General features: G+C 72.8%; 17 protein-coding genes. 5 read left to right on the top strand and 12 right to left on the bottom strand.

Translation table 11 applies throughout. From position 1 onward, the window contains the following. Positions 1–144 precede the first annotated feature (144 nt). The 5 genes from ABT001_RS04725 to ABT001_RS04705 all read right to left on the bottom strand — a co-directional run bounded on the left by ABT001_RS04725 (position 145) and on the right by ABT001_RS04705 (position 6,648). A complete protein-coding gene (locus ABT001_RS04725; RefSeq protein ID WP_351272355.1) occupies positions 145–972 on the bottom strand; it encodes a helix-turn-helix transcriptional regulator in 828 nt (275 codons plus the stop codon). Between the two features lie 79 nt (positions 973–1,051). Next, a complete protein-coding gene (locus tag ABT001_RS04720) occupies positions 1,052–2,695 on the bottom strand; it encodes a substrate-binding domain-containing protein (protein WP_351272352.1) in 1,644 nt (547 codons plus the stop codon). Positions 2,696–2,925: 230 nt separating this feature from the next. Further along, the gene (locus tag ABT001_RS04715; RefSeq protein ID WP_351272350.1) at positions 2,926–3,771 is read right to left on the bottom strand and encodes an SDR family oxidoreductase; all 846 of its coding nucleotides are present in this window, start codon (positions 3,769–3,771) and stop codon (positions 2,926–2,928) included. Between the two features lie 205 nt (positions 3,772–3,976). Further along, entirely contained in the window at positions 3,977–5,503 is a 1,527-nt protein-coding gene (locus ABT001_RS04710; protein ID WP_351272348.1) for a PQQ-dependent sugar dehydrogenase, read from the bottom strand. Positions 5,504–5,709: 206 nt separating this feature from the next. Beyond that, entirely contained in the window at positions 5,710–6,648 is a 939-nt protein-coding gene (locus ABT001_RS04705; RefSeq protein WP_351272346.1) for a GlxA family transcriptional regulator, read from the bottom strand. Positions 6,649–6,855: 207 nt separating this feature from the next. Here ABT001_RS04705 and ABT001_RS04700 point away from each other — a divergent pair, with 207 nt between their 5' ends. From ABT001_RS04700 to ABT001_RS04690, 3 genes are all read left to right on the top strand, one after another. After that, complete coding sequence (locus ABT001_RS04700; protein WP_351272344.1) at positions 6,856–7,542, top strand: DJ-1/PfpI family protein; 687 nt, start codon at positions 6,856–6,858, stop codon at positions 7,540–7,542. An 87-nt stretch (positions 7,543–7,629) separates the two neighbouring features. Next, positions 7,630–7,983, top strand: coding sequence for a hypothetical protein (locus tag ABT001_RS04695; RefSeq protein ID WP_351272341.1), 354 nt, complete (start codon positions 7,630–7,632; stop codon positions 7,981–7,983). Between the two features lie 39 nt (positions 7,984–8,022). Then, the gene (locus tag ABT001_RS04690) at positions 8,023–8,292 is read left to right on the top strand and encodes a hypothetical protein (protein WP_351272339.1); all 270 of its coding nucleotides are present in this window, start codon (positions 8,023–8,025) and stop codon (positions 8,290–8,292) included. Positions 8,293–8,392: 100 nt separating this feature from the next. Here ABT001_RS04690 and ABT001_RS04685 read toward each other — a convergent pair whose 3' ends face one another. Genes ABT001_RS04685 through ABT001_RS04675 form a run of 3 tightly spaced genes read right to left on the bottom strand, consistent with a single transcriptional unit; the run spans position 8,393 to position 12,373 of the window. Next, positions 8,393–9,727 carry a carboxyl transferase domain-containing protein gene (locus ABT001_RS04685; protein ID WP_351272424.1) on the bottom strand — a complete coding sequence of 445 codons (1,335 nt, stop codon included), beginning with the start codon at positions 9,725–9,727 and terminating at the stop codon, positions 8,393–8,395. A 16-nt stretch (positions 9,728–9,743) separates the two neighbouring features. Further along, positions 9,744–11,201, bottom strand: a complete 1,458-nt coding sequence (locus tag ABT001_RS04680; protein WP_351272336.1) for an acyl-CoA synthetase — start codon at positions 11,199–11,201, stop codon at positions 9,744–9,746. Between the two features lie 32 nt (positions 11,202–11,233). Next, positions 11,234–12,373 (bottom strand): MFS transporter, encoded by a 1,140-nt coding sequence (locus ABT001_RS04675; protein WP_502967422.1) that lies wholly within the window; start codon positions 12,371–12,373, stop codon positions 11,234–11,236. Between the two features lie 233 nt (positions 12,374–12,606). On the opposite strand from ABT001_RS04675, the gene ABT001_RS04670 reads away from it, so the two are divergent. Next, positions 12,607–13,038, top strand: a complete 432-nt coding sequence (locus tag ABT001_RS04670) for an Lrp/AsnC family transcriptional regulator (RefSeq protein ID WP_351272331.1) — start codon at positions 12,607–12,609, stop codon at positions 13,036–13,038. Here the strand turns inward: ABT001_RS04670 and ABT001_RS04665 are convergent. From ABT001_RS04665 to ABT001_RS04655, 3 genes are all read right to left on the bottom strand, one after another. Beyond that, a complete protein-coding gene (locus ABT001_RS04665; protein ID WP_351272328.1) occupies positions 13,016–14,524 on the bottom strand; it encodes a sensor histidine kinase in 1,509 nt (502 codons plus the stop codon). The genes ABT001_RS04670 and ABT001_RS04665 overlap by 23 nt on opposite strands. Positions 14,525–14,542: 18 nt before the next feature. Beyond that, a complete protein-coding gene (locus ABT001_RS04660) occupies positions 14,543–15,580 on the bottom strand; it encodes a rod shape-determining protein (protein WP_351272325.1) in 1,038 nt (345 codons plus the stop codon). A gap of 134 nt (positions 15,581–15,714) precedes the next feature. Beyond that, positions 15,715–16,287, bottom strand: a complete 573-nt coding sequence (locus ABT001_RS04655) for an RNA-binding protein (protein ID WP_351272323.1) — start codon at positions 16,285–16,287, stop codon at positions 15,715–15,717. A gap of 123 nt (positions 16,288–16,410) precedes the next feature. Here ABT001_RS04655 and ABT001_RS04650 point away from each other — a divergent pair, with 123 nt between their 5' ends. Next, on the top strand, positions 16,411–17,142 hold the full coding sequence (locus ABT001_RS04650; RefSeq protein WP_351272320.1) for an SCO2400 family protein: 732 nt from the start codon (positions 16,411–16,413) through the stop codon (positions 17,140–17,142). A gap of 19 nt (positions 17,143–17,161) precedes the next feature. Here ABT001_RS04650 and ABT001_RS04645 read toward each other — a convergent pair whose 3' ends face one another. Next, positions 17,162–17,641 (bottom strand): MarR family winged helix-turn-helix transcriptional regulator, encoded by a 480-nt coding sequence (locus ABT001_RS04645; RefSeq protein ID WP_351272318.1) that lies wholly within the window; start codon positions 17,639–17,641, stop codon positions 17,162–17,164. Between the last annotated feature and the right edge of the window lie 11 nt (positions 17,642–17,652).

Here is a 17,652-nt window from a genome sequence, read left to right as displayed (position 1 = left end):
AGCCGCCGTCCCGCCACCCCGTCGTCCCCCGGGCGGCCCGGTCCCCGGGTCGCCGCTTCCCGGGTACGGCGAACCCGGGTACGCCCGTACCCCCTCGGGGACGCTGCCCGTGCGCCGGCCGGTCCGCCGCCCGGCCGCAGCCGCTCACCCCTCGCCCATCATCCGCAGCGCGGCCTCCTCCGCGGTGCCGGGCGCCGCCGTGTACACCAGCAGGCTCAGCTCCGGGTCCTGCGGGAAATGCGTGATCTCGTACGTCAGGGCGAGCGGGCCGGCGTCCGGGTGGTTGACGCGCTTCACGCCGTAGGACTTGGTGCGCACCGTGTGTCTCGACCAGTGGTGGACGAACTCCGCGCAGTGTTGCTTCAGTTCGTCGACCAGTTCCCACAGCAGGGGGTCGTCCGGATGGATGCCCGCGGCGATCCGCAGGTGGCCCACGACCTCCTGGGCGATCAGGTCGCGATCCGGGTAACGGCTGCCGATCTCCGTGTCGACGAGATGCAGCCTGCAGAGGTTGCGTTCGCGTGGCGCGAGCCGGCCGAAGTCGGTGATGAGCCTGCCGGCCGGCCGGTTCCAGGCGAGGACGTCCATGCGGCGCCCGATGGCCAGTGCGGGTGCGCTGATCCAGTCCAGGAGCCGCCGGACCTCGGCCCGGACCGGTTCGCCGCTCTCCTCCCGGCCGCCGGCATCCCCCGCGCGGGGTCGGGCCAGCCGGAACAGGTGGGCGCGTTCGTCCCCGTCCAGACGCAGCGCGTCCGCTATGGCCCCGAGCACGGCGTCGGAGGCGCTGTGGTTGCGGCCCTGCTCCAGGCGCACGTAGTAGTCGACGCTCACGCCTGCCAGATGGGACAACTCCTCGCGGCGCAGCCCCGGCACCCGGCGCACCCCGGCGCCCGAGGCGAACCCGGCGTCCTCGGGACGGATGCGGGCCCGGCGCGAGCGTAAGAAGTCGCCCAGCTCTCCCTGCGGTCTCATGGACGCATTCTCCCCACGCCGGCGGGTCGAGCTCGCCGATGTGCGGATCTGCCTCCGTCGGGAAAGGAGGAGGAGGGTGTCAGATCGGCCGGCACTCTCCCGAGTTCCCCGCTTCGGAGCACAGCCCGTGGCCGTGCTCGTGCAGGATGTCCCGGCCGCTCTGCCGGGTGAGGAAGTTCAGGAAGGCCGCCGCTATGGAGCCGGCCGGGGCCTCACCGTAGGTGTAGGCGTACTCGGTCTGCCAGTACGGGTAGTTGGTGTCCTCGACGCCTTCCGCCGTCGATTCCCTGCCGTCGATCCTCAGCTCGACGAGCTGCTCGGCGGCCTTGTGGTCGTCGACTCCCGCTGCCTCGCTGTAGCCGATGGCCCCGGGCGTCGAAGCGACCGTCTCCAGCATGGTGCCCGTGCCGGAGACCTCGCAGCGCCCGTACCGGGCCGGGTTCAGGGACGCGCAGTCGGTCACCGTGAACTGGGGCGGCTCCTTGCCGTCCAGGACCTTGGAGACGAGGGTGCTGCGGGTCCCCGAGCCGGGGTCTCGGTTGATCAGGTGGAGGGGAACGTCGTTGCCGCCGACCTCGGTCCAGTTCCGCACCCGGCCGGCGAAGATCTCGCGTATCTGGGCCGGACTCAGATTCTCCACGCCCGCCTCCCTGTTGACGATCAGGGTGAACACGGCGAGGGCGACAGGTCTGGGGACCAGCCGGGGGTGACCGTCGGACGCGAGGCCGTCGGTGAAGGCGATGTGGTCACCGAGCCCCCCACCGGCCTTGGTCCCGGCCTTCTTGCCGGCCTGGTCCAGGTCGGTGACACCGTCGGTGCTGCCCTTGAAGGTGTCGTCCGCGAGCGGGATGGACACGTCCGCCCCCTCGCAGCGCTTGAGGTAGTCCTCGGCGGCGGCCCGCACGGCGGATCCGAAGGCGGTGGAGCCGTGGAGGTGGAGGGTGCCGCCGACGCAGTCCAGCGGGGGCCGGCGGTCGTCGCGGAGGAAGAGCGTGAAGCACGCCTGGGCGGCGACGCTCGCGATCAGGATCCAGATGACCACCCACGCGGGCCGGGAGGCGAAGACATGGCTCTCGGTCCTGGTCGCTTTCAGCCGGAAGAACTTCAGCAGTTTGTCGTACCAGCGGCCCTGTCCGCCGAGGCCGCTGACGACGGGGTCCGGGAAGTCACCGGTGCCGACGTCGTCGGGCCAGCGCTCCAGTACGACGAGCACCTTGTACTCGGCACCCCGGGGCAGCGTCACCTTCGGCAGCCGGACGATGCCCGTGCGGTCCACCTCGCTGTTGTTGCGGCGGAAACCGGGTTTGGCGACCGCGCGGACGGTGTTGTCGTCCGCCGCCACCTCCTCGAAGAAGAAGTCCGGCACCTCCTCCTCGCTCGGATCGGTGAGGACGACGGCCGCGACCCGGCGGTCCCGGAAGGTGACCTTGATGCCGTAGGGGTCGGCGGGGTCGGCCAGGTAGTCCTCGGAGACGATCTTGGCCGACCCGGCGTTCTCGATGCGCAGCAGGACGAAGGAGGGGTCCTTGAGCTGGTGGCCGTCGTGCCGCATGTCGCCCAGCACGTCGGCGTACGGTTTCCCCGCCGCGTCGGCGGCCAGGGTGTCCATCTGCACCCGGTAGCCGAGCCGCTTGCGGCCGACGACGGCGAACTCCCACAGGAACGCCCCGACGGGGAACGCGAGACTCACGATCGCGATCCACTGCTCTATCTGTTCACTCATCGCAGGACCCCCGAATTGGCCTGCCCGGTGAGAGGAGTGGGCAGGGGTGCCAAGGGTGACGAGTGGGTGCGGACCGTTGCCAGCGGTGTCGTAACTCTCCGGGCGATGTTCATCCGGGAGCCATCTGTGAAACGTTCCGTTCACCGGCCCGATCGTCGTCCGGGGCGCGCCTGCCCCGTCCCCGGGGGACGCCGGGTGCACCGGGGAAGCGGCCGGACGCGGGGGACGGTTCAGGAACCGGCCGGGATGCCGGGGCTCATGTCGTACGCCTTCTGTACGAGGGCTGGGCGGCGGCCGTCGTTGAGCTGCCGGCCCCACTGGGCGTCGACCTGTTCGCGGGCCTGCGGCTCCATCTCGGCGGGGAGCAGGTGGCGGTAGCGGTTGTCCTCGCCGAGGAGGACCTGGACGGTCCGCCGGTAGACCGGTTCGGGGTCGTACTGCTCGTGCGGGAAGGCGAGGGCGGAGTGGTCGTGGAGACGGTCGGCGGGGTCGTCGCGCCATTCCTTCCACGTCTCGAACATGGTGTCGTTGAATCCCGTGAGGAAGGGGCCCGGGTTGATCGTCGCCACCGTGACCCCGAACTCCGCGAGCTCCTGGTCCAGGGCGTCGGCGAACGCTTCCACGGCGTGCTTGGATCCGGCGTAGGCGCCGGTGAAAGGGTCGACGGTGAGACCGGCGACCGAGGACATGAAGACGATCCGCCCACTGCGGCGGGCGGCCATCCGGCGGGCGACGCCCTGGGTGAGCAGAACGGGCCCGAAGACGTTCACCTCGAACTGGCGGCGCAGCCGCTCCTCCGGGATGTCGGTGGTCGCCCCGCCCTCGGAGACACCGGCGTTGTTCAGGAGGACGTCGACATCCCAGGACCAGGCGTTCTCCCGGTCGCCGGGGTCGGTCACGTCCAGCTTCTCGACCCGCACCTCGACACCGCGCGCCCGGGCCTCGGCGCGGACCGCGCTGACCTGGGCGATGATCTCCACGCCCGCGATCACCTCGTGCCCGGCCGCGGCGAGCCGCAGCGCCACCTCCTTGCCGAAGCCGCTGCCCGCGCCGGTGATCAGAATGGGTCCCGCCATGTCGTCACGTCTTCCCGTACCGGCGCCCGGGCTCCCCGGACGACGGGGCTGCCCGCCCGGCTCCGGTCCGGGTGGCGCATATGACGGCCACGTTAGGTCCGCGGGCAGCCAGGGCGCCCTCCGGTACAGCCGATCGGGGGAGGAGGTGGAGGAGGAGGACGCTCCCGGCGGGCGGAGCTCACGGGGTCATGGCGCGTCGGCGGTCTCAGTCACCGACCGCGCAGGCGTCCCCGTTGAGCATGAACCGCGGAGGTGCTGACGCGTCACCGGTGTGCTCGGACAGATAGCCGAGGGTGATGCTCGCTCCCGGGGCGATCGTGGCGTTGTGCGAGGCGGCGGCCGCCTCGATCGTGTTGCTTCCCTGGGTGAGGTCGGTGTTCCAGTCGGAGACGACGGTCTGCCCGAGGGGCAGCGGGAATTCGAGCGTCCAGCCGTTCACGGGGGTGCTGCCCGTGTTGGTGACGGTGAGGTCGACCGTCGAGCCCGTACCCCACGCCGTCACGGCGCGGTCGACACGGCAGGTGGGTTCCTCCCTGGCGAACGACACCCGGTGCAGGCCGCCGGGAAGGTCGTTGACCACGTAGAGCTCCCCGTCGGCCGTCGCCCCGATCGACGTCACCTGGGTGGGCATCTCGCCGATCTCGGCCTGCTCGTAGCCACCCTGGCCGTCGGGGCGCAGTGCCCAGACCGTGGACGAGCAGTAGTCGGTGGCGATGTACGTGCCACCGACCAGATCGGCGTACTCCTGGCCCCGGTAGACGCGGCCACCGATGACGGAACAGCCGCCGGTGTAGGGGGAGTACGTGAAGACCGGCTCGGTGTAGCTCTCGCCGGCCACGCAGTCGCCGCCGGGGAACTTCTCCAGACCCTCGTAGCAGGACCAGCCGAGGTTCAGCCCTCCCTGCCCGGGGGCGATGTGGTCGACCTCCTCCCACCGGCCCTGGCCGACGTCGCCGATCCACATCGAGCCGTCGGCGTCGTCGAAGGAGAAGCGCCACGGGTTGCGGAGGCCGTACAGCCAGATCTCCTCGCGGGCGCCGGGGGAGCCCACGAAGGGGTTGTCGCCGGGAACGCAGTAGGCGAGCTCGCCGCAGCTCCGGCTCACATCGACGCGCATGATCTTGCCGAGCAGGGTGTCCAGCCGCTGTGCGGCGCGGAGGGGGTCGGCGGAGCCGCCGCCGTCGCCGATGCTCCAGTACAGGTGGCCGTCCGGGCCGAACGCGAGCTGGCCGCCGTTGTGGTTGCTGTGCTCGGCGTGCTCCTGCGAGAGCAGGACCTCCAGACGGGACTCGTCGAGCCGGTAGCGGGCGAGGGTGACCGCGCCGTCGGGCAGCGCCGTGTACGCCAGGTAGAGGTCCTGGCTCTCGGCGAAGTCGGGCGGGACCGCGAGGCCGAGCAGGCCGCGTTCGTTGCCCGATTCGTCCACGGCCGAGGTGATGTCGAGGACCGGGTTCGGGGCCAGCCCGGTGTCCGGGTGGTAGACGCGGACGGTGCCGGACTTCTGGGTGATGAACAGCCGGTCCGTGCCGTCGTCGGCGGCGGCGATCGCGGTCGGCCGCCGCAGTCCGGAGGCCACCTGCGTGGTGGTCGCGCTGAGCGACGGCAGGGGCACCGGAGGCGCGTCCTCCGCCACTGCCGTGCGGGTCGGCGGGGCGGCGGCGGCGGGGAGCGAGAGGGGGGCGGTCAGCAGGAGGGCGAGGAGAAGTGGCCCGGCCCAGTGGCGTCTTGACATATCGGCTCCAGAGAAGGGGGCGCTGGCACAGCGGTGGTCCTTGCACGCGGTGGCGGTTCCTTGGAGATCGAGCGCGGCCAGACCTGCGGTACGCAGGGGCATGGGAGCGCTCCCGCACCAGGCTGCTCGTCGCGGAACGGGGCGGCAACACGTGATCGCGCCACGTTCGCGCCGTGTGGCGTGAACCCGCTGCCGCGCCGTCGGCTTCAGCTGAACGCGCGCCGATAGCTGTGGGGACTGACACCGGTCGTCTTCTTGAAGCGGTCGCGGAAGGCGGTCGGCGAGCCGAATCCGACCTGGGCGCCGATGCGTTCCACCGTGTGCCGGGTGGACTCCAGGAGGTGCTGGGCCTGGCGGATACGGGCACGGTGGAGCCACTGGAGGGGCGTCGAGCCGGTCTGTTCGCGGAAGCGGCGGATCAACGTCCGCGTGCTGATCCCTGCGTGGGCCGCGATGTCGGCGAGGGTGAGCTCGGAGGCGAGGTTGTCCTGGAGCCAGACGAGCAGGGGTTCGAGGGTGCTTCCCCGGGGAGTCGGCGCGTGGTCGTGGACGATGAACTGCGCCTGCCCGCCCTCGCGTTCGAGCGGCATGACGGACAGCCGGGCCGCGTGGGCGGCGACGGCGGAACCGTAGTCCCTGCGGATCATGTGCAGGCACAGATCCAGACCGGCGGCGGCACCCGCCGATGTGAGGACCTGGCCGTTGTCGACGTACAGGACACCGGGATCGACGTCGATGTCCGGGTGGGTGGCTGCCAGCAGGTCGGCCGCCATCCAGTGCGTGGTGGCCCGTAGTCCGTCCAGGAGCCCCGTGGCGGCGAGGGGGAAGGTGCCCGAACAGATGGACGCGATGCGCGTGCCTGCCCGTGCGGCGGTCCGCAGCGCGTCCAGGACGGCGGGGGTGGGCGGAGCTGCGGCATCGGCGGTGCCGGGCACGATGATCGTGTCCGCGTCCGCGAGCCCCTCCAGTCCCCAGGGCGCGCGCAGGGTGAAGGAACCCGCGTCCGTCTCCTGCCGCTCGGCGCAGACGCGGATCTGATATCCGGGACGGCCGTCGGGGAGACGGGCGCGGGTGAAGACCTCGATCGGGGTGGAGAGGTCGAACGGGATCACCTGGTCCAGCGCGAGGACGGCGACGGTGTGCATGGCGTAAACGTACCTGCCCACAGGGGAACCGCCAGGCCTGTGAGCCTGTCGGTGCCGCCATTTTCCCAGGTCACACGCGGCAGAAGAGCGAATGGCACTTTTCCGTCGAGGTATGGCACTCACGCCACTGGGAGGCAGGGGAGCGGCTGGCTAGCGTCGTGACCGAACCCGGCGCCGACCGGGCCGCCCGATTCCGGGGGACCTCCTATGCACGCCCAGATCGTCCTGTTCGACGGTTTCGACCCACTCGACGTCATCGCTCCGTACGAAGTCCTCTACGCCGGTGGCACCGCCTCCGGCGGCCTGGTGAGCGTGGAGCTCGTCTCGGCCGAAGGGCCGCGCGAGGTGGTCAGCGGCACCGGGGCCCTGCCCCTGCGTGCCACGGCCGCCCTCGACCCCGCACGAGCGGGCCTGATCCTCGTACCCGGGGCCTCGGGCCTCGTCGGCGAACCCGACGAGGCAGCGGACCAGGACCTCGGGGCCGGGCAGTGGCGGCAGGACGAGTTCATTCCGGTACTGCTGGGGCGCACGCTGACCACCCGGCTGCCGTCGCTGTTGAAGGCGGCGATGGACAACCCCGAAGTGACCGTCGCAGCGGTGTGCGGCGGCTCACTCGTCCTGGCCATGGCCGGTCTGCTGGAGGGGCGGCACGCCACGACCCATCACATGGGTGCGGACCTGCTCGACGCCACCGGCGTCCACGCCGTGCGGGCGCGGGTCGTCGACGACGGTGACGTCGTCACCGGCGCCGGTGTCACCTCCGGGCTCGACCTGGCCCTCCACCTCCTGGACCGCGAGGTGGGCCCGCGGATCGCCCACGCCGTGGAGAACCTGTTCGCCCACGAGCGCCGCGGCATCGTCTGGCGCGACGAGGGGCCGACCGCAGCCTTCTGACCGTCGGGCGTTCCGGCCGGCTCCCGTACGAACGACACCGAACGACACCGAACGTCCCCGAAAGACAGCGAACGAAGGAACGTGCACATGCCCGTCGAAGGAACCTGGGACCTGTCCCTCTCCACCCCCATCGGCACGATCAAGGCCGTCGTCGAACTCCGCCGCGAGGACGGGATCCTGTCGGGGGTCGCCCATGGCACGGGGGAGGAGGTCCCGCTCGAGGACGTCGTACTCGACGGTGACCGCCTCACCTGGAGGCAGGCCGTCACCAAGCCCATGCGTCTGAACCTGGCCTTCGCGGTGCGGGTCACCGGCGACACCCTGGCCGGCACCTCCAGGGCCGGACGCCTGCCCGCCTCCGAGGTCACCGGCCGGCGTCTGCCCCAAGGGGCTCCGTTGCGCTCCTCCCCCGAACACCGTTCCCTGGACCGGGGCGTGTGACGGCGCGGACCGTCTCCCCGTAGCCGAGGGGAGACAGGGATGAGCGCGTACACCGTGGTCGGCCTGGTCGGGGCCGTCGTCGTGGCCGGGGCCGTGCTGGGCATCGCGGCCATCGTCCGCAGCGGTGTCCGGCACGCCCGGCGATACCCGGCCCCGCCGCCCGAACCCCGGTGCCCGGGCTGCGGCCACGGGGTGAGCCACCACGCCGGTGGCGTGTGCAGGGCGCAGGTCGCCGGAGGACGGCGATGGTGGAACCACGACGAATGGGTCTGGGACACGAAGAACTGCGGCTGCACGCGCCGCCCGTGACGGTGCTCAACTCCCTCACCGTGTACCGGCATCTCCCGACCACGGGCGGTGTCCCCGGGAAACGGGACCGGGCGGGATCCCGCGCTCCCGCCCGAGCGACTCAGCCCCAGGGCCCCGGGTGCCCCACGACCGAGCGGGCGACGCCCAGTTCCACCAGGTCCTGGGGGCGCAGCCGGAGCTGGTCGGCGGTGGAGCGGACCTCGTCCGGGCCGCGCTTGAGGATGGCCGCCGCGAGCTCCGGTGCGATCACCGAGAAGTAACTGTCCGCGGTGACATGGGTGTTGTCCGGTGCGGCCAGCGCCAGCGCGCCGCCCGAACCCCCTTCGCCGATCACGAGCGTCGTCACGGGGACCCGCGCGCCGGCGACGGCCGCGAAGGCGTCGGCGATGGCGGCGCCCGCGCCCGCCCGCTCCGCCTCCGCGTCGTTGGCGGCGCCGGGGGTGTCGATCAGGGTGAGGACGGGGAGGCCGAGCCGGTCCGCGAGCCGGATCACCCGGGCCGCCGTGCGGTAGCCCGCCGGGCGGGTCGCGGTGCCGCACTGCGCGGCGTACGCCACGGGCCGCCCCGCGTGCAGGCCCACTCCGCAGAGCAGCCCGGGGTCCCGGCCGCCGCAGCGGTCGCCGTTCAGCGGCAGCCGGTGCTCGAAGTAGGCGTCCAGATAGGCCTCGGCGCGTGGCCGCGCCGTCGCCCGGGCCTGTTGCACGGCGTCCCAGCCCGTCGCCGGCAGTCCGGTGTCCGACAGCGCGCCCGGCACCGGGGCTGCCCGCGCGGGGCCCGTGAGCGTCAGCGCCGTCAGCCAGCGGCCCAGCGTCCCGGGCAGTTCGTCCGGCGCGACGACCGCGTCGATCTGGCCGGCCGCCAGCTGGCCTTCGGCGGTGTACGCGTACGGATCCGCTGCGGCCGGCCGCACACGGGAACCCGCGAACCCGATCTGGGCCCTCGGCAGCGCCAGCACCACGTCGGAGCCCGCCCCCACGGTGGCCCATCCGCCCCCGGTCGCCGGGTCCCGCAGGACCGCGATCTGCGCCAGGCCCGAGGCCCTCAGCCGTGCGGACGCGCGGGCCACCCGCTGGAGCTGTACCAGCGCGACCATGCCCTCCTGCATCCGGCTGCCCCCGGTGGCGACGAGCGAGACGAGCGGCAGACGCCGCTCACCCGCGAGTGCGTACGCGGCCTCCAGGCGGTCCCCGGTGTGTCCGCCCAGCGAGCCGCCCAGGAAGCCGAATTCGAAGGAGACCAGGACACACTCCCGCTCGCCGACGACGGCGGTCCCGTACAGGACGGACTCCTCCTCGCCGGTCCGCTCCGATGCGCGCGCCCTGGACTCCGCGTAACCGCTCCAGCCGAGCGGGCCGTCCGGGAGGACGGGGCGGGCGGCCGGCCGGTGTTCGGTGAAACCCGCCGCGACGGCGGCGATCGCCTCCCGCGCCGTCAGGCGCTCGCACCGGATCTCAGCCACCGAGTGACCTCTTCATGATCTTGCCCAGCTCGTTGCGGGGAAGCGCGTCGAGATGACGCACGACACGTGGGCGCTTGTGCGGTGCCAGCAGCCTCGCCACGTGGTCCGCCAACTCCCTCTCACCGGGCGGTGATCCGGGGTCGGCCGGCACCACCCAGGCGACGATCCGCTCCCCGAGGTCCGCGTCGGGCTCACCGGTGACGGCCGCCTCGCGCACGCCGGGATGGTCCAGGAGGGCGTTCTCGATCTCGCCCGCACCGATCTTGTAACCGCCGCTCTTGATCAGGTCGGTGGCCTTGCGGCCGACGATCCGCACATAGCCGTCGGGGTCGATCGTGGCCATGTCGCCCGTGCGGAAGAAGCCGTCCTCGGTGAAGGCGGCGGCCGTGGCGTCCGGCCGGTTCAGATAGCCGGTGAAGAGGTTGGGTCCGCGCACCTGGATCTCGCCGATCGACGCGGTGTCCTGGAGCACGGTGCCGTCCTCCTCGACGAGCCGGAGCTCCACCCCGGAGAGGGGCGGGCCGACGGTCCCGGCGCGCGGTGCGCCGTCGGCCCGTACGCCGGTGTTCATCAGCGTCTCCGTCATCCCGTACCGCTCGATGACCCGGCGTCCGGTGGCCGAGGCGATCCGCTCGTGGTCGTGGACCGGCAGCGCCGCCGAGCCGGAGACCAGCAGCCGGGCGCCCGCCAGCGCCTTCCTGAGGCTTCCGGAGGCGTCCTGACCGGCCAGCGCGCCGGCCAGCCGGTGGTACATCGTGGGAACCCCGAACAGCATGGTGCCTCCGGAGAGCAGCTCCCGGGCCACGCCCTCCGTGGAGAACCTGCCGAGGTGGCGCACGGAGCCGCCCCGGCGCAGCGGGCCCAGGACGCCCAGGATCAGCCCGTGCACGTGGAACAGCGGCAGGGCGTGCACGAGGACGTCCTCGCCGGTCCACTGCCAGGCGTCCTCCAGCGCGTCCAGCGACGCGGCGATCGCCCGGCGGGGGAGGACCGCGCCCTTGGGCGGGCCGGTCGTCCCGGAGGTGTAGACGACCAGGGCGGGGGACCCGTCGGAGGGCTCGGGGAAGTCCGTCCCCGTGGCCCGGGCGGCGGTGCTGACGTCCAGCCGTTCCAGGCCGGCGAGGGCGGACGGAAGCGTGTCCTGCGCCCCGGCCAGCACCGCCGAGGGCTCGCTGTCGGCGACGATGTGCGCGAGTTCGCGCTCGCCGGTCCTCGGGTTGAGCGGCACGGCGGGCACCCCCGCCCGCAGCGCCGCGACGACGGCGACCACCGTCTCGGGGGTGGACGTCGCCCAGACGGCGACGCGTCCGGCCCCCGCGATCCGGGCCGCGAGCGAGGCGGATGCCTCGTCCAACTGGGCGTAGGTCAGGACGTTTTCGCCGAACCGGACGGCCTCCGGGGAGTCCGTCCGGCGCGACGCTCCGCTCAGCGCGGGCAGAAGAGAGGTCACACGTCGAACCCTAGGCCGTGTCCGGCTCCAGGTCAGCCGTCGCGCCGGACGTTCCGCATCCGGCCGTAGGCGTACACACCGCCCGCCAGCGCCAGGTCCGAGAGCAGCATGAAGCCGATCGAGTACGAGTCCTTCGCGCTGTAGATCGCACCCATCACCAGCGGCGGCACGAAGCCGCCGAGGCCGCCCATCGCGCCGACGATGCCGGTCACGCTGCCCACCTTGGCCTGCGGTGTCACCTGGGAGACCAGGGCGAAGACGCTGCCGCTCGCGGTGCCCAGCCCGGCCGCCATGCAGAGCAGCGCGATCGTGCCGAGCGGATTCAGCGGCGGGTCGAAGGCCTGGAGGATGGCCATCAGCGCGGCCAGCAGCAGTGCCCCGGCCGTGACCAGGGCGGGGTGGACCCGGTCCGAGAGCCAGCCGCCGATCGGTCTGAAGACGACGGTGACCAGGGCGAACCCCGCCGCCTTGGTGCCCGCCTCGGTGGGGGACATCTCGTACCAGGTCTTCAGATACGTCGGCAGGTACACCCCGAACGCCACGATGCCGCCGAAACCGATCGCGTACAGCGCCGAGAGTTCCCAGGTGACCCGCAGCCGGCCCGCCGCGCCCAGCCGGCGGCCCAGCGAGTCCGCCGGGATCTTCCGCTCCGGGTGGTCGGTGATCAGGACCGCCGCGAGCAGCGAGTACAGCAGGAGCGCACCGGCGACGATCCAGAACGGCAGGTTCTCGCTGTGCTCGGCGATCCGCGGCGTGAAGTAGCCGGACAGCGCGACGCCGCCCATACCCATCCCGAACACCCCGAGCGCGAGACCTCGTTTCGCGGGCGGGAACCACGAGTTGACCAGCGGGATGCCGATCGCGAACGTGGTGCCGCCGAGGCCGAGCAGGAAGCCCACGGCGAGCATCGCGCCGTAGGAGTGCTTCGCCGGGATGAGCAGCAGCACCGGCACGATCGTGAGGGCCGAGACGATGGGGAACATCAGCTTGGCGCCGTACTTGTCCGTCAGCGCGCCCGCCGGGATGCGGCCGAGCGAACCGACCAGCACGGGAACGGCGACGAGCAGCGACTGCTGGAAGGAGCTCAGGCCGAGCCGCTCCTTGAAGTCACCCGACAACGGGGAGATCAGGTTCCACGCCCAGAAGGTGAGCGTGAAGCCGATCGTGGCCATGATCAGATTCCGGTACGCGGCGGCGGACCGCTTCCGGTCCGGTGCGGGGGCCTGCTCGGCGGTTGTCTCCACACCGCAAGTCAAGGTCGGAGGGGCGGGCCGGGCACGGCGGGCTGAGCCATTCGGGGAAGGCCGCCGCGCGGCAGGCCCCCCACGGGCAGGGGCCCTCTCCACGCCCCCGGGAGGCGCCGCTCGCCCGCCGTTTCCGGCCCCGGGCTGCGACAATCACCGGTATGGACCGGCTGGACAGAGAGATCCTCGGGCTCCTCCAGGAGGACGCCCGGATCTCGTACCGCGACCTCGGTGTACGCGTGGGACTCAGCGCCAACGCGGCGGGCGACCGTGTACGCCGCATGCGCCGTGACGGGGTGATCCGCGGCTTCACGGTCATCGTCGACCCGGCCGCCGACACCCGGTCGGGGCTCGTCGTCTTCATCGATGTGTCGTTGCGCCTCGACACGACGAACGAGGAGTTCGAACGCTCGGTGCTCACCCTGCCCGGCATCACCGAGGTGGTGCACGTGACCGGCGGTCACGACTACCTCGTACGTGCCACGGCGGCCGACCCCGGCTCCCTGGACGCGCTGCTGCGCAGGCTGAAGAAGGACGCGGGCGTCGCGCACTCCAACACCCGCATCGCGCTCAGAGCGGCGCCTGCCAGATGACCGTCGGCGACCGGGCGCCGTCCTCGTCGCGCCCGTCGTCCGCGACCGCCAGCCGCACCGCCGCGCGCCCGTCGGGCAGCCGCGCCGTCGTGTCCACCTCCACCTCGACCGCCGACACCCCGGTCCGGCGGTGCACGGCGGCCAGGGCTCCGCGCAGCACATCGAGCAGTTCGCCGTCCACCGGCTCCGTCACCAGGGCGTCCACCGCACCGGTGAAGTGCACCGACGGCTGGAAGCCGAGCACCGCCGCGGCACCGCCCGTCTCACGCAGGACCCGGCCGCGGAACGTCGTGGGGGCGTCGGCGGGAGGCTGCTGGAGGGCGAAGATCGCGGTCCTGACCTCCTGGATGGTGGAGTCCAGCTCGTCGACCGCCTGCCCGAGGAGCTCAGCGGTCCGGGTGTCACCCGCCATGTCCTTGCGGCGGGTCGACTCCAGCATCATCTCCGTCGCGAACAGCCGCTGTACGACGAGGTCGTGCAGGTCACGGGCGATGCGGTCGCGGTCCTCGTAGACCGCCAGCTGTTCCCTGTAGTGCTGCGCGTCGGCCATCACCAGCGCCAGCGCCGCCTGCGAGGCGAACTGGGAGGCCAGCAGCCGGTCCATCGCCGTGTACGGGGCCTCCCCGCGCCGCCGGGGAAGGGCGAGCGTGCCGACGAGCCGTCCCCCGCTCTGCAGGGGCAGCATCATGCTGGGGCCGAACCGGGACCGTACCGGGGTCGTCATCCGCTCGTCCGTCGCGGAGTCCTCGATGTAGACGGCCTCGCCGCCCAGCAGCTGGACGAGGACGGGGGAGCCGGGCTCGATGGCCGTGCCGACGAGACCTGCCGGATCGTCGCGGGTCGACGCGGCGACGATCTCCATGCCACCGCCCGGGGTCGGCTGGAGGATCACCCCTGCCGCCGCCCCGGCCAGCACCCTGGCCCGCTCGGCGACGGTCGTCAGGGCGTCCTTCGTACCCGCCCCGGACAGCAGCGCCCGGGTGACGGCGGCGGCCCCCTCGATCCAGTGCTCCCGCTGCCGGGCCGCCTCGTACAGGTGGGTGCCGCCGATCGCCGCGGCCGCCTGGGACGCGAGCAGCCGCAGCAGCGCCGGTTCGGCGTCCGCGAAGCGCCCCGGCTCCTCCGCCGTGAGACAGAGGCTGCCGAGCGTCTCGGTGTGCACCCGGACCGGTGCGCCGAGGAAGGAGCGCATCGGGAGGAGCGGCTCCGGCACGGCACGGGGCTCCGGGCCCGCCGTCAGATCGGCGACGCGCACAGCCTGCACATCGTCCACGAGAGCCCCGAGAAGTCCCGTACGCCCGTCCAGGAGCGGGCCCACCGCGCGGCGTTCGCCGTCGGACATGCCCGTGGTGAACAGGTCGGTGACGTGGCGGTCCTCGCCGTGGAGAAGGGCGAGCGTGCCGTAGCGCGCCCCCGCCAGTGCCGTGGCGGTGTCCACGATGTGCTGGAGGGTGGTCGGCAGGTCGAGATCCGTGCCGGGGTTCACCGGTGCGCCCGACGGCTCTCAGCCGGCGAGCGGGGAGAGGACCAGTGGCTGGACCGTGCCGTCCAGCATCGCGCCGAGCCCCAGCACCGAGCAGACGTCGGGCCGGTCGGCGATCCGCACCGGCACGCCCGTGGCGTCGCGCAGCATCTGGTCGAGCCCCGGCAGCAGGGCACTGCCGCCGACCATCATGATCCCGGACTCCGCGATGTCCGCCACCAGGTCGGGCGGGCAGTCGCGCAGCACCTTGCCCAGCCCGTCGAGCACCGCGGTGAGCGGGGTGTGGATCGCCTGGCGTACGGCGGCGGTGTCGACCTGGACCGAGCGGGCCAGGCCGGTGGCCACGTCACGGCCGTGGATCTCCGTCACAGCCGGCCCGTTGAGCGTCAGGCCGTTGCCGCGGAGCGCCAGCTGCAGGGGGCGCACGGACTGGCTGGGCAGCATCAGTTCGTGGTGCTGGCGCAGATGCTGGATGACCGCGTGGTCGATGGCCTCGCCACCGATCGGGATGCGCACGGCCGTCACGATCGAGCCGAGCGAGAGCACGGCGATCTGCGTGGTGGCGGCCCCGCACACCATGATCATGGTGGCGGTCGGCTGCTCCACCGGGAGCCCGCAGCCGACGGCGGCGGCGATCAGGGTGTCGACGAGCTCCACCCGCCGGGCGCCCAGCCCCACGAGCGTCTCGACGGTCGCCCGCTGAGCCAGCGGATCGGCGTCGTGCGGGGTGCAGGCGGCTGCACGCAGCCGGGGCTTCCGGCGCAGCTGGCGGCGCAGCTTCTCACCGAGCAGATGGCGCAGCATGCGCTGCGCCATGTCGATGTCGACGACGGTTCCGCCGGAGACCGGGCGGGCCACCCGGATGTACTCGGGCGTACGGCCCGTCATCTGTTCGGCGAGCGCGCCGACGGCGATGAGCGAGCCGGTGCGCATGTTCACGGCGGCGACACTGGGTTCGTCGACGACGAGCCCCACTCCTTTGACGTACACACGGGTCCTCGCGGCCCCGAGATCGACGGCGACATGGCAACGGCGCAACTGATCGAGACTGACGGTCACGGCAGGTTCTCCCGAGAGCGCTGGCGGGGGGCACCGGCGGGCAGCCGGCTCTCCTGGCATCGTCGCTCCGGTGCGGGGGCGGCGCGCGCCGGGTGAGCCGTAGGGGGGACCCGGAACTGACGGCACGACAGATCTCAGGCCCCGCCGGGCAGCAGTCGCTGGAACAGTCCCCAGGTGAACTCGGCGATCCGCGGCCGGCCGTCGGCCGGGTCGGTGAAGGCCAGTGCCCAGCGGGTCGGCGCGCTGCCCTCCATCGGGCGCGCCGGGGCGAAGGCCCTGGCCACCTCGTCCACCGTGCAGGACCACGGGCGCAGGTCGGCCGCCGTGCCCAGCTCGGGGGACGCCGCGCCCGGGGCCCGGACCAGCCATTCGTTCCACACGGCTCCACCGGGGCCCGCCATCACCTCGAAGCGCAGCTCCGGCCAGAGCGGCAGCGGCCACAGCAGCGCGTCGCACTCCAGGTCGCCGACCGTGCGGCGTACGGACGACTCGGGCTCGCCCAGGACCGAGCGGTAGCGGCGCAGCGCGCCCCGGCCGCGCGGGGCGCGCAGCATCGCCTGCCAGCGGCGGTTCGCCTCGCGCATCTCGGCGAGGGAGGCACTCAGTCGGCGGCGCGCGTCCTCGACGAGGTCCGGCTGGTGGTCGGCCATCCGGCGCAGCAGGACGAGCTGGAACTGGAGCGGCCCGAACGGGGCGGGAGCGGTCATGGGCCCCATCCTGCCGCGTACCGCACGTATCGGGCGGTGTGCCGCGGAGTCCCGGATTCCACACAGGATCCTCACCCGTGCGGCTTCCTGTGTTGTTCTGTGCGCGTCTACTCTTCGGGCTCCATGGATTACTGCCACCCGTGCCAACGGCACCTCAACGGGGCGCTGGCCTGCGCCGGTTGCGGGACCCCTGTCGACGCGCTGGTCCCCTATGCCGTCGTGGACGGCTCGGCCCGTGCTGCCCGGCCGGCCGCGGAGACCCTGGACGCGTCCGGGACCGCAGGCCACCGTCGCCGTGCCCGCGGTGCCACCGAGCGGCGTGGCCGCCGTGCGCACCGGAGGCGCGGCCGCGCACTGCTGCTGACGGTGGCGGGCGTGGTGCTGGCGCTGGGTGCGCTGAGTCTGGCCGAGCTGGCGACCGAGCCCGGGGGTGACGGCGGCGCGTCGGACTACGTGAGCGAGGCCACGTCGACCGCCGAGGTGACCGTCCCGTCGGCCTCGTCGAGCACGGGACCCGACGCCCCCGGGCCGGTGGACGGTCCCGCCGGTCCCACCGGCCCCACCGTCGTACCGGTCGACGACTCCCGCTCCGCGACGCCCACGGACGGCTCCGCCGCGACCACCGAGGCCCCGGGGGAGGCGGCCCCGCCGGCCTCCACCCCCGCCGAGTCCTCACCTCCCGACTCCGCGCCCACGGCCCCGGAGGAGACCGGCGCGCCGGCCGAACCCTCGGGGTCGGGTGAACCCTCGGCGCCCCCGACCTCGCCGGAGCCCCCGGGCGACCCGGCCCCCGCCCCCACCCCGTCCCCCTCTCCGACGGAGACGTGCGAGTGGTGGCAGATCTTCTGCGACTGACGCGGTCACGCTCCGGGCTTTAATCCCGGCCCGTGTCCGCGTCCGCCCCCTCGTCCTCTCCCTCGTCCATGTCCTCGCCGAGCATCCGGCGCAGCAGGTCGCGCAGCACTGTCCGCTCCGCATCCGACAGCTCGGCGAGCGGTTCCCGGGCGAAGTCCAGCGCGTCCCGCAGCTGCCGGGCCGTCCGGATGCCCTCCTCGGTCGGGGCGGCGAGCTTCACCCGTCGGTCGGCCGGGTCGGGGCGGCGCTCCACCAGGCCCCGCAGCTCCAGCCGGTCGACTATGCCGGTGATGTTGGACGGTTCGCATTTCAGTTTCCGGGCAACCTTGCGCATGGGCATCGGCTTCAGTGCGAGCAGCCCGAGGACCCTGGCCTGTGCGCCGGTCAGCGCGTGTGTGGCCGCGGCCCGGTCGTACTCCTCGTGGTAGCGCGCCACGACTCCGCCGATGAGCTGGATGACATCGAGCGTCAGCGGGTCCGTGCGCGAGTGGGTGGCCATGACGCCCAGGG

This window comes from Streptomyces sp. NPDC002793 (genome assembly GCF_040295485.1).
In the GTDB taxonomy this organism is placed as follows: Bacteria; Actinomycetota; Actinomycetes; order Streptomycetales; family Streptomycetaceae; genus Streptomyces.
Note: the sequence above shows the minus strand (reverse complement) of the source record. Positions and strands in the feature narration are given on the sequence as shown.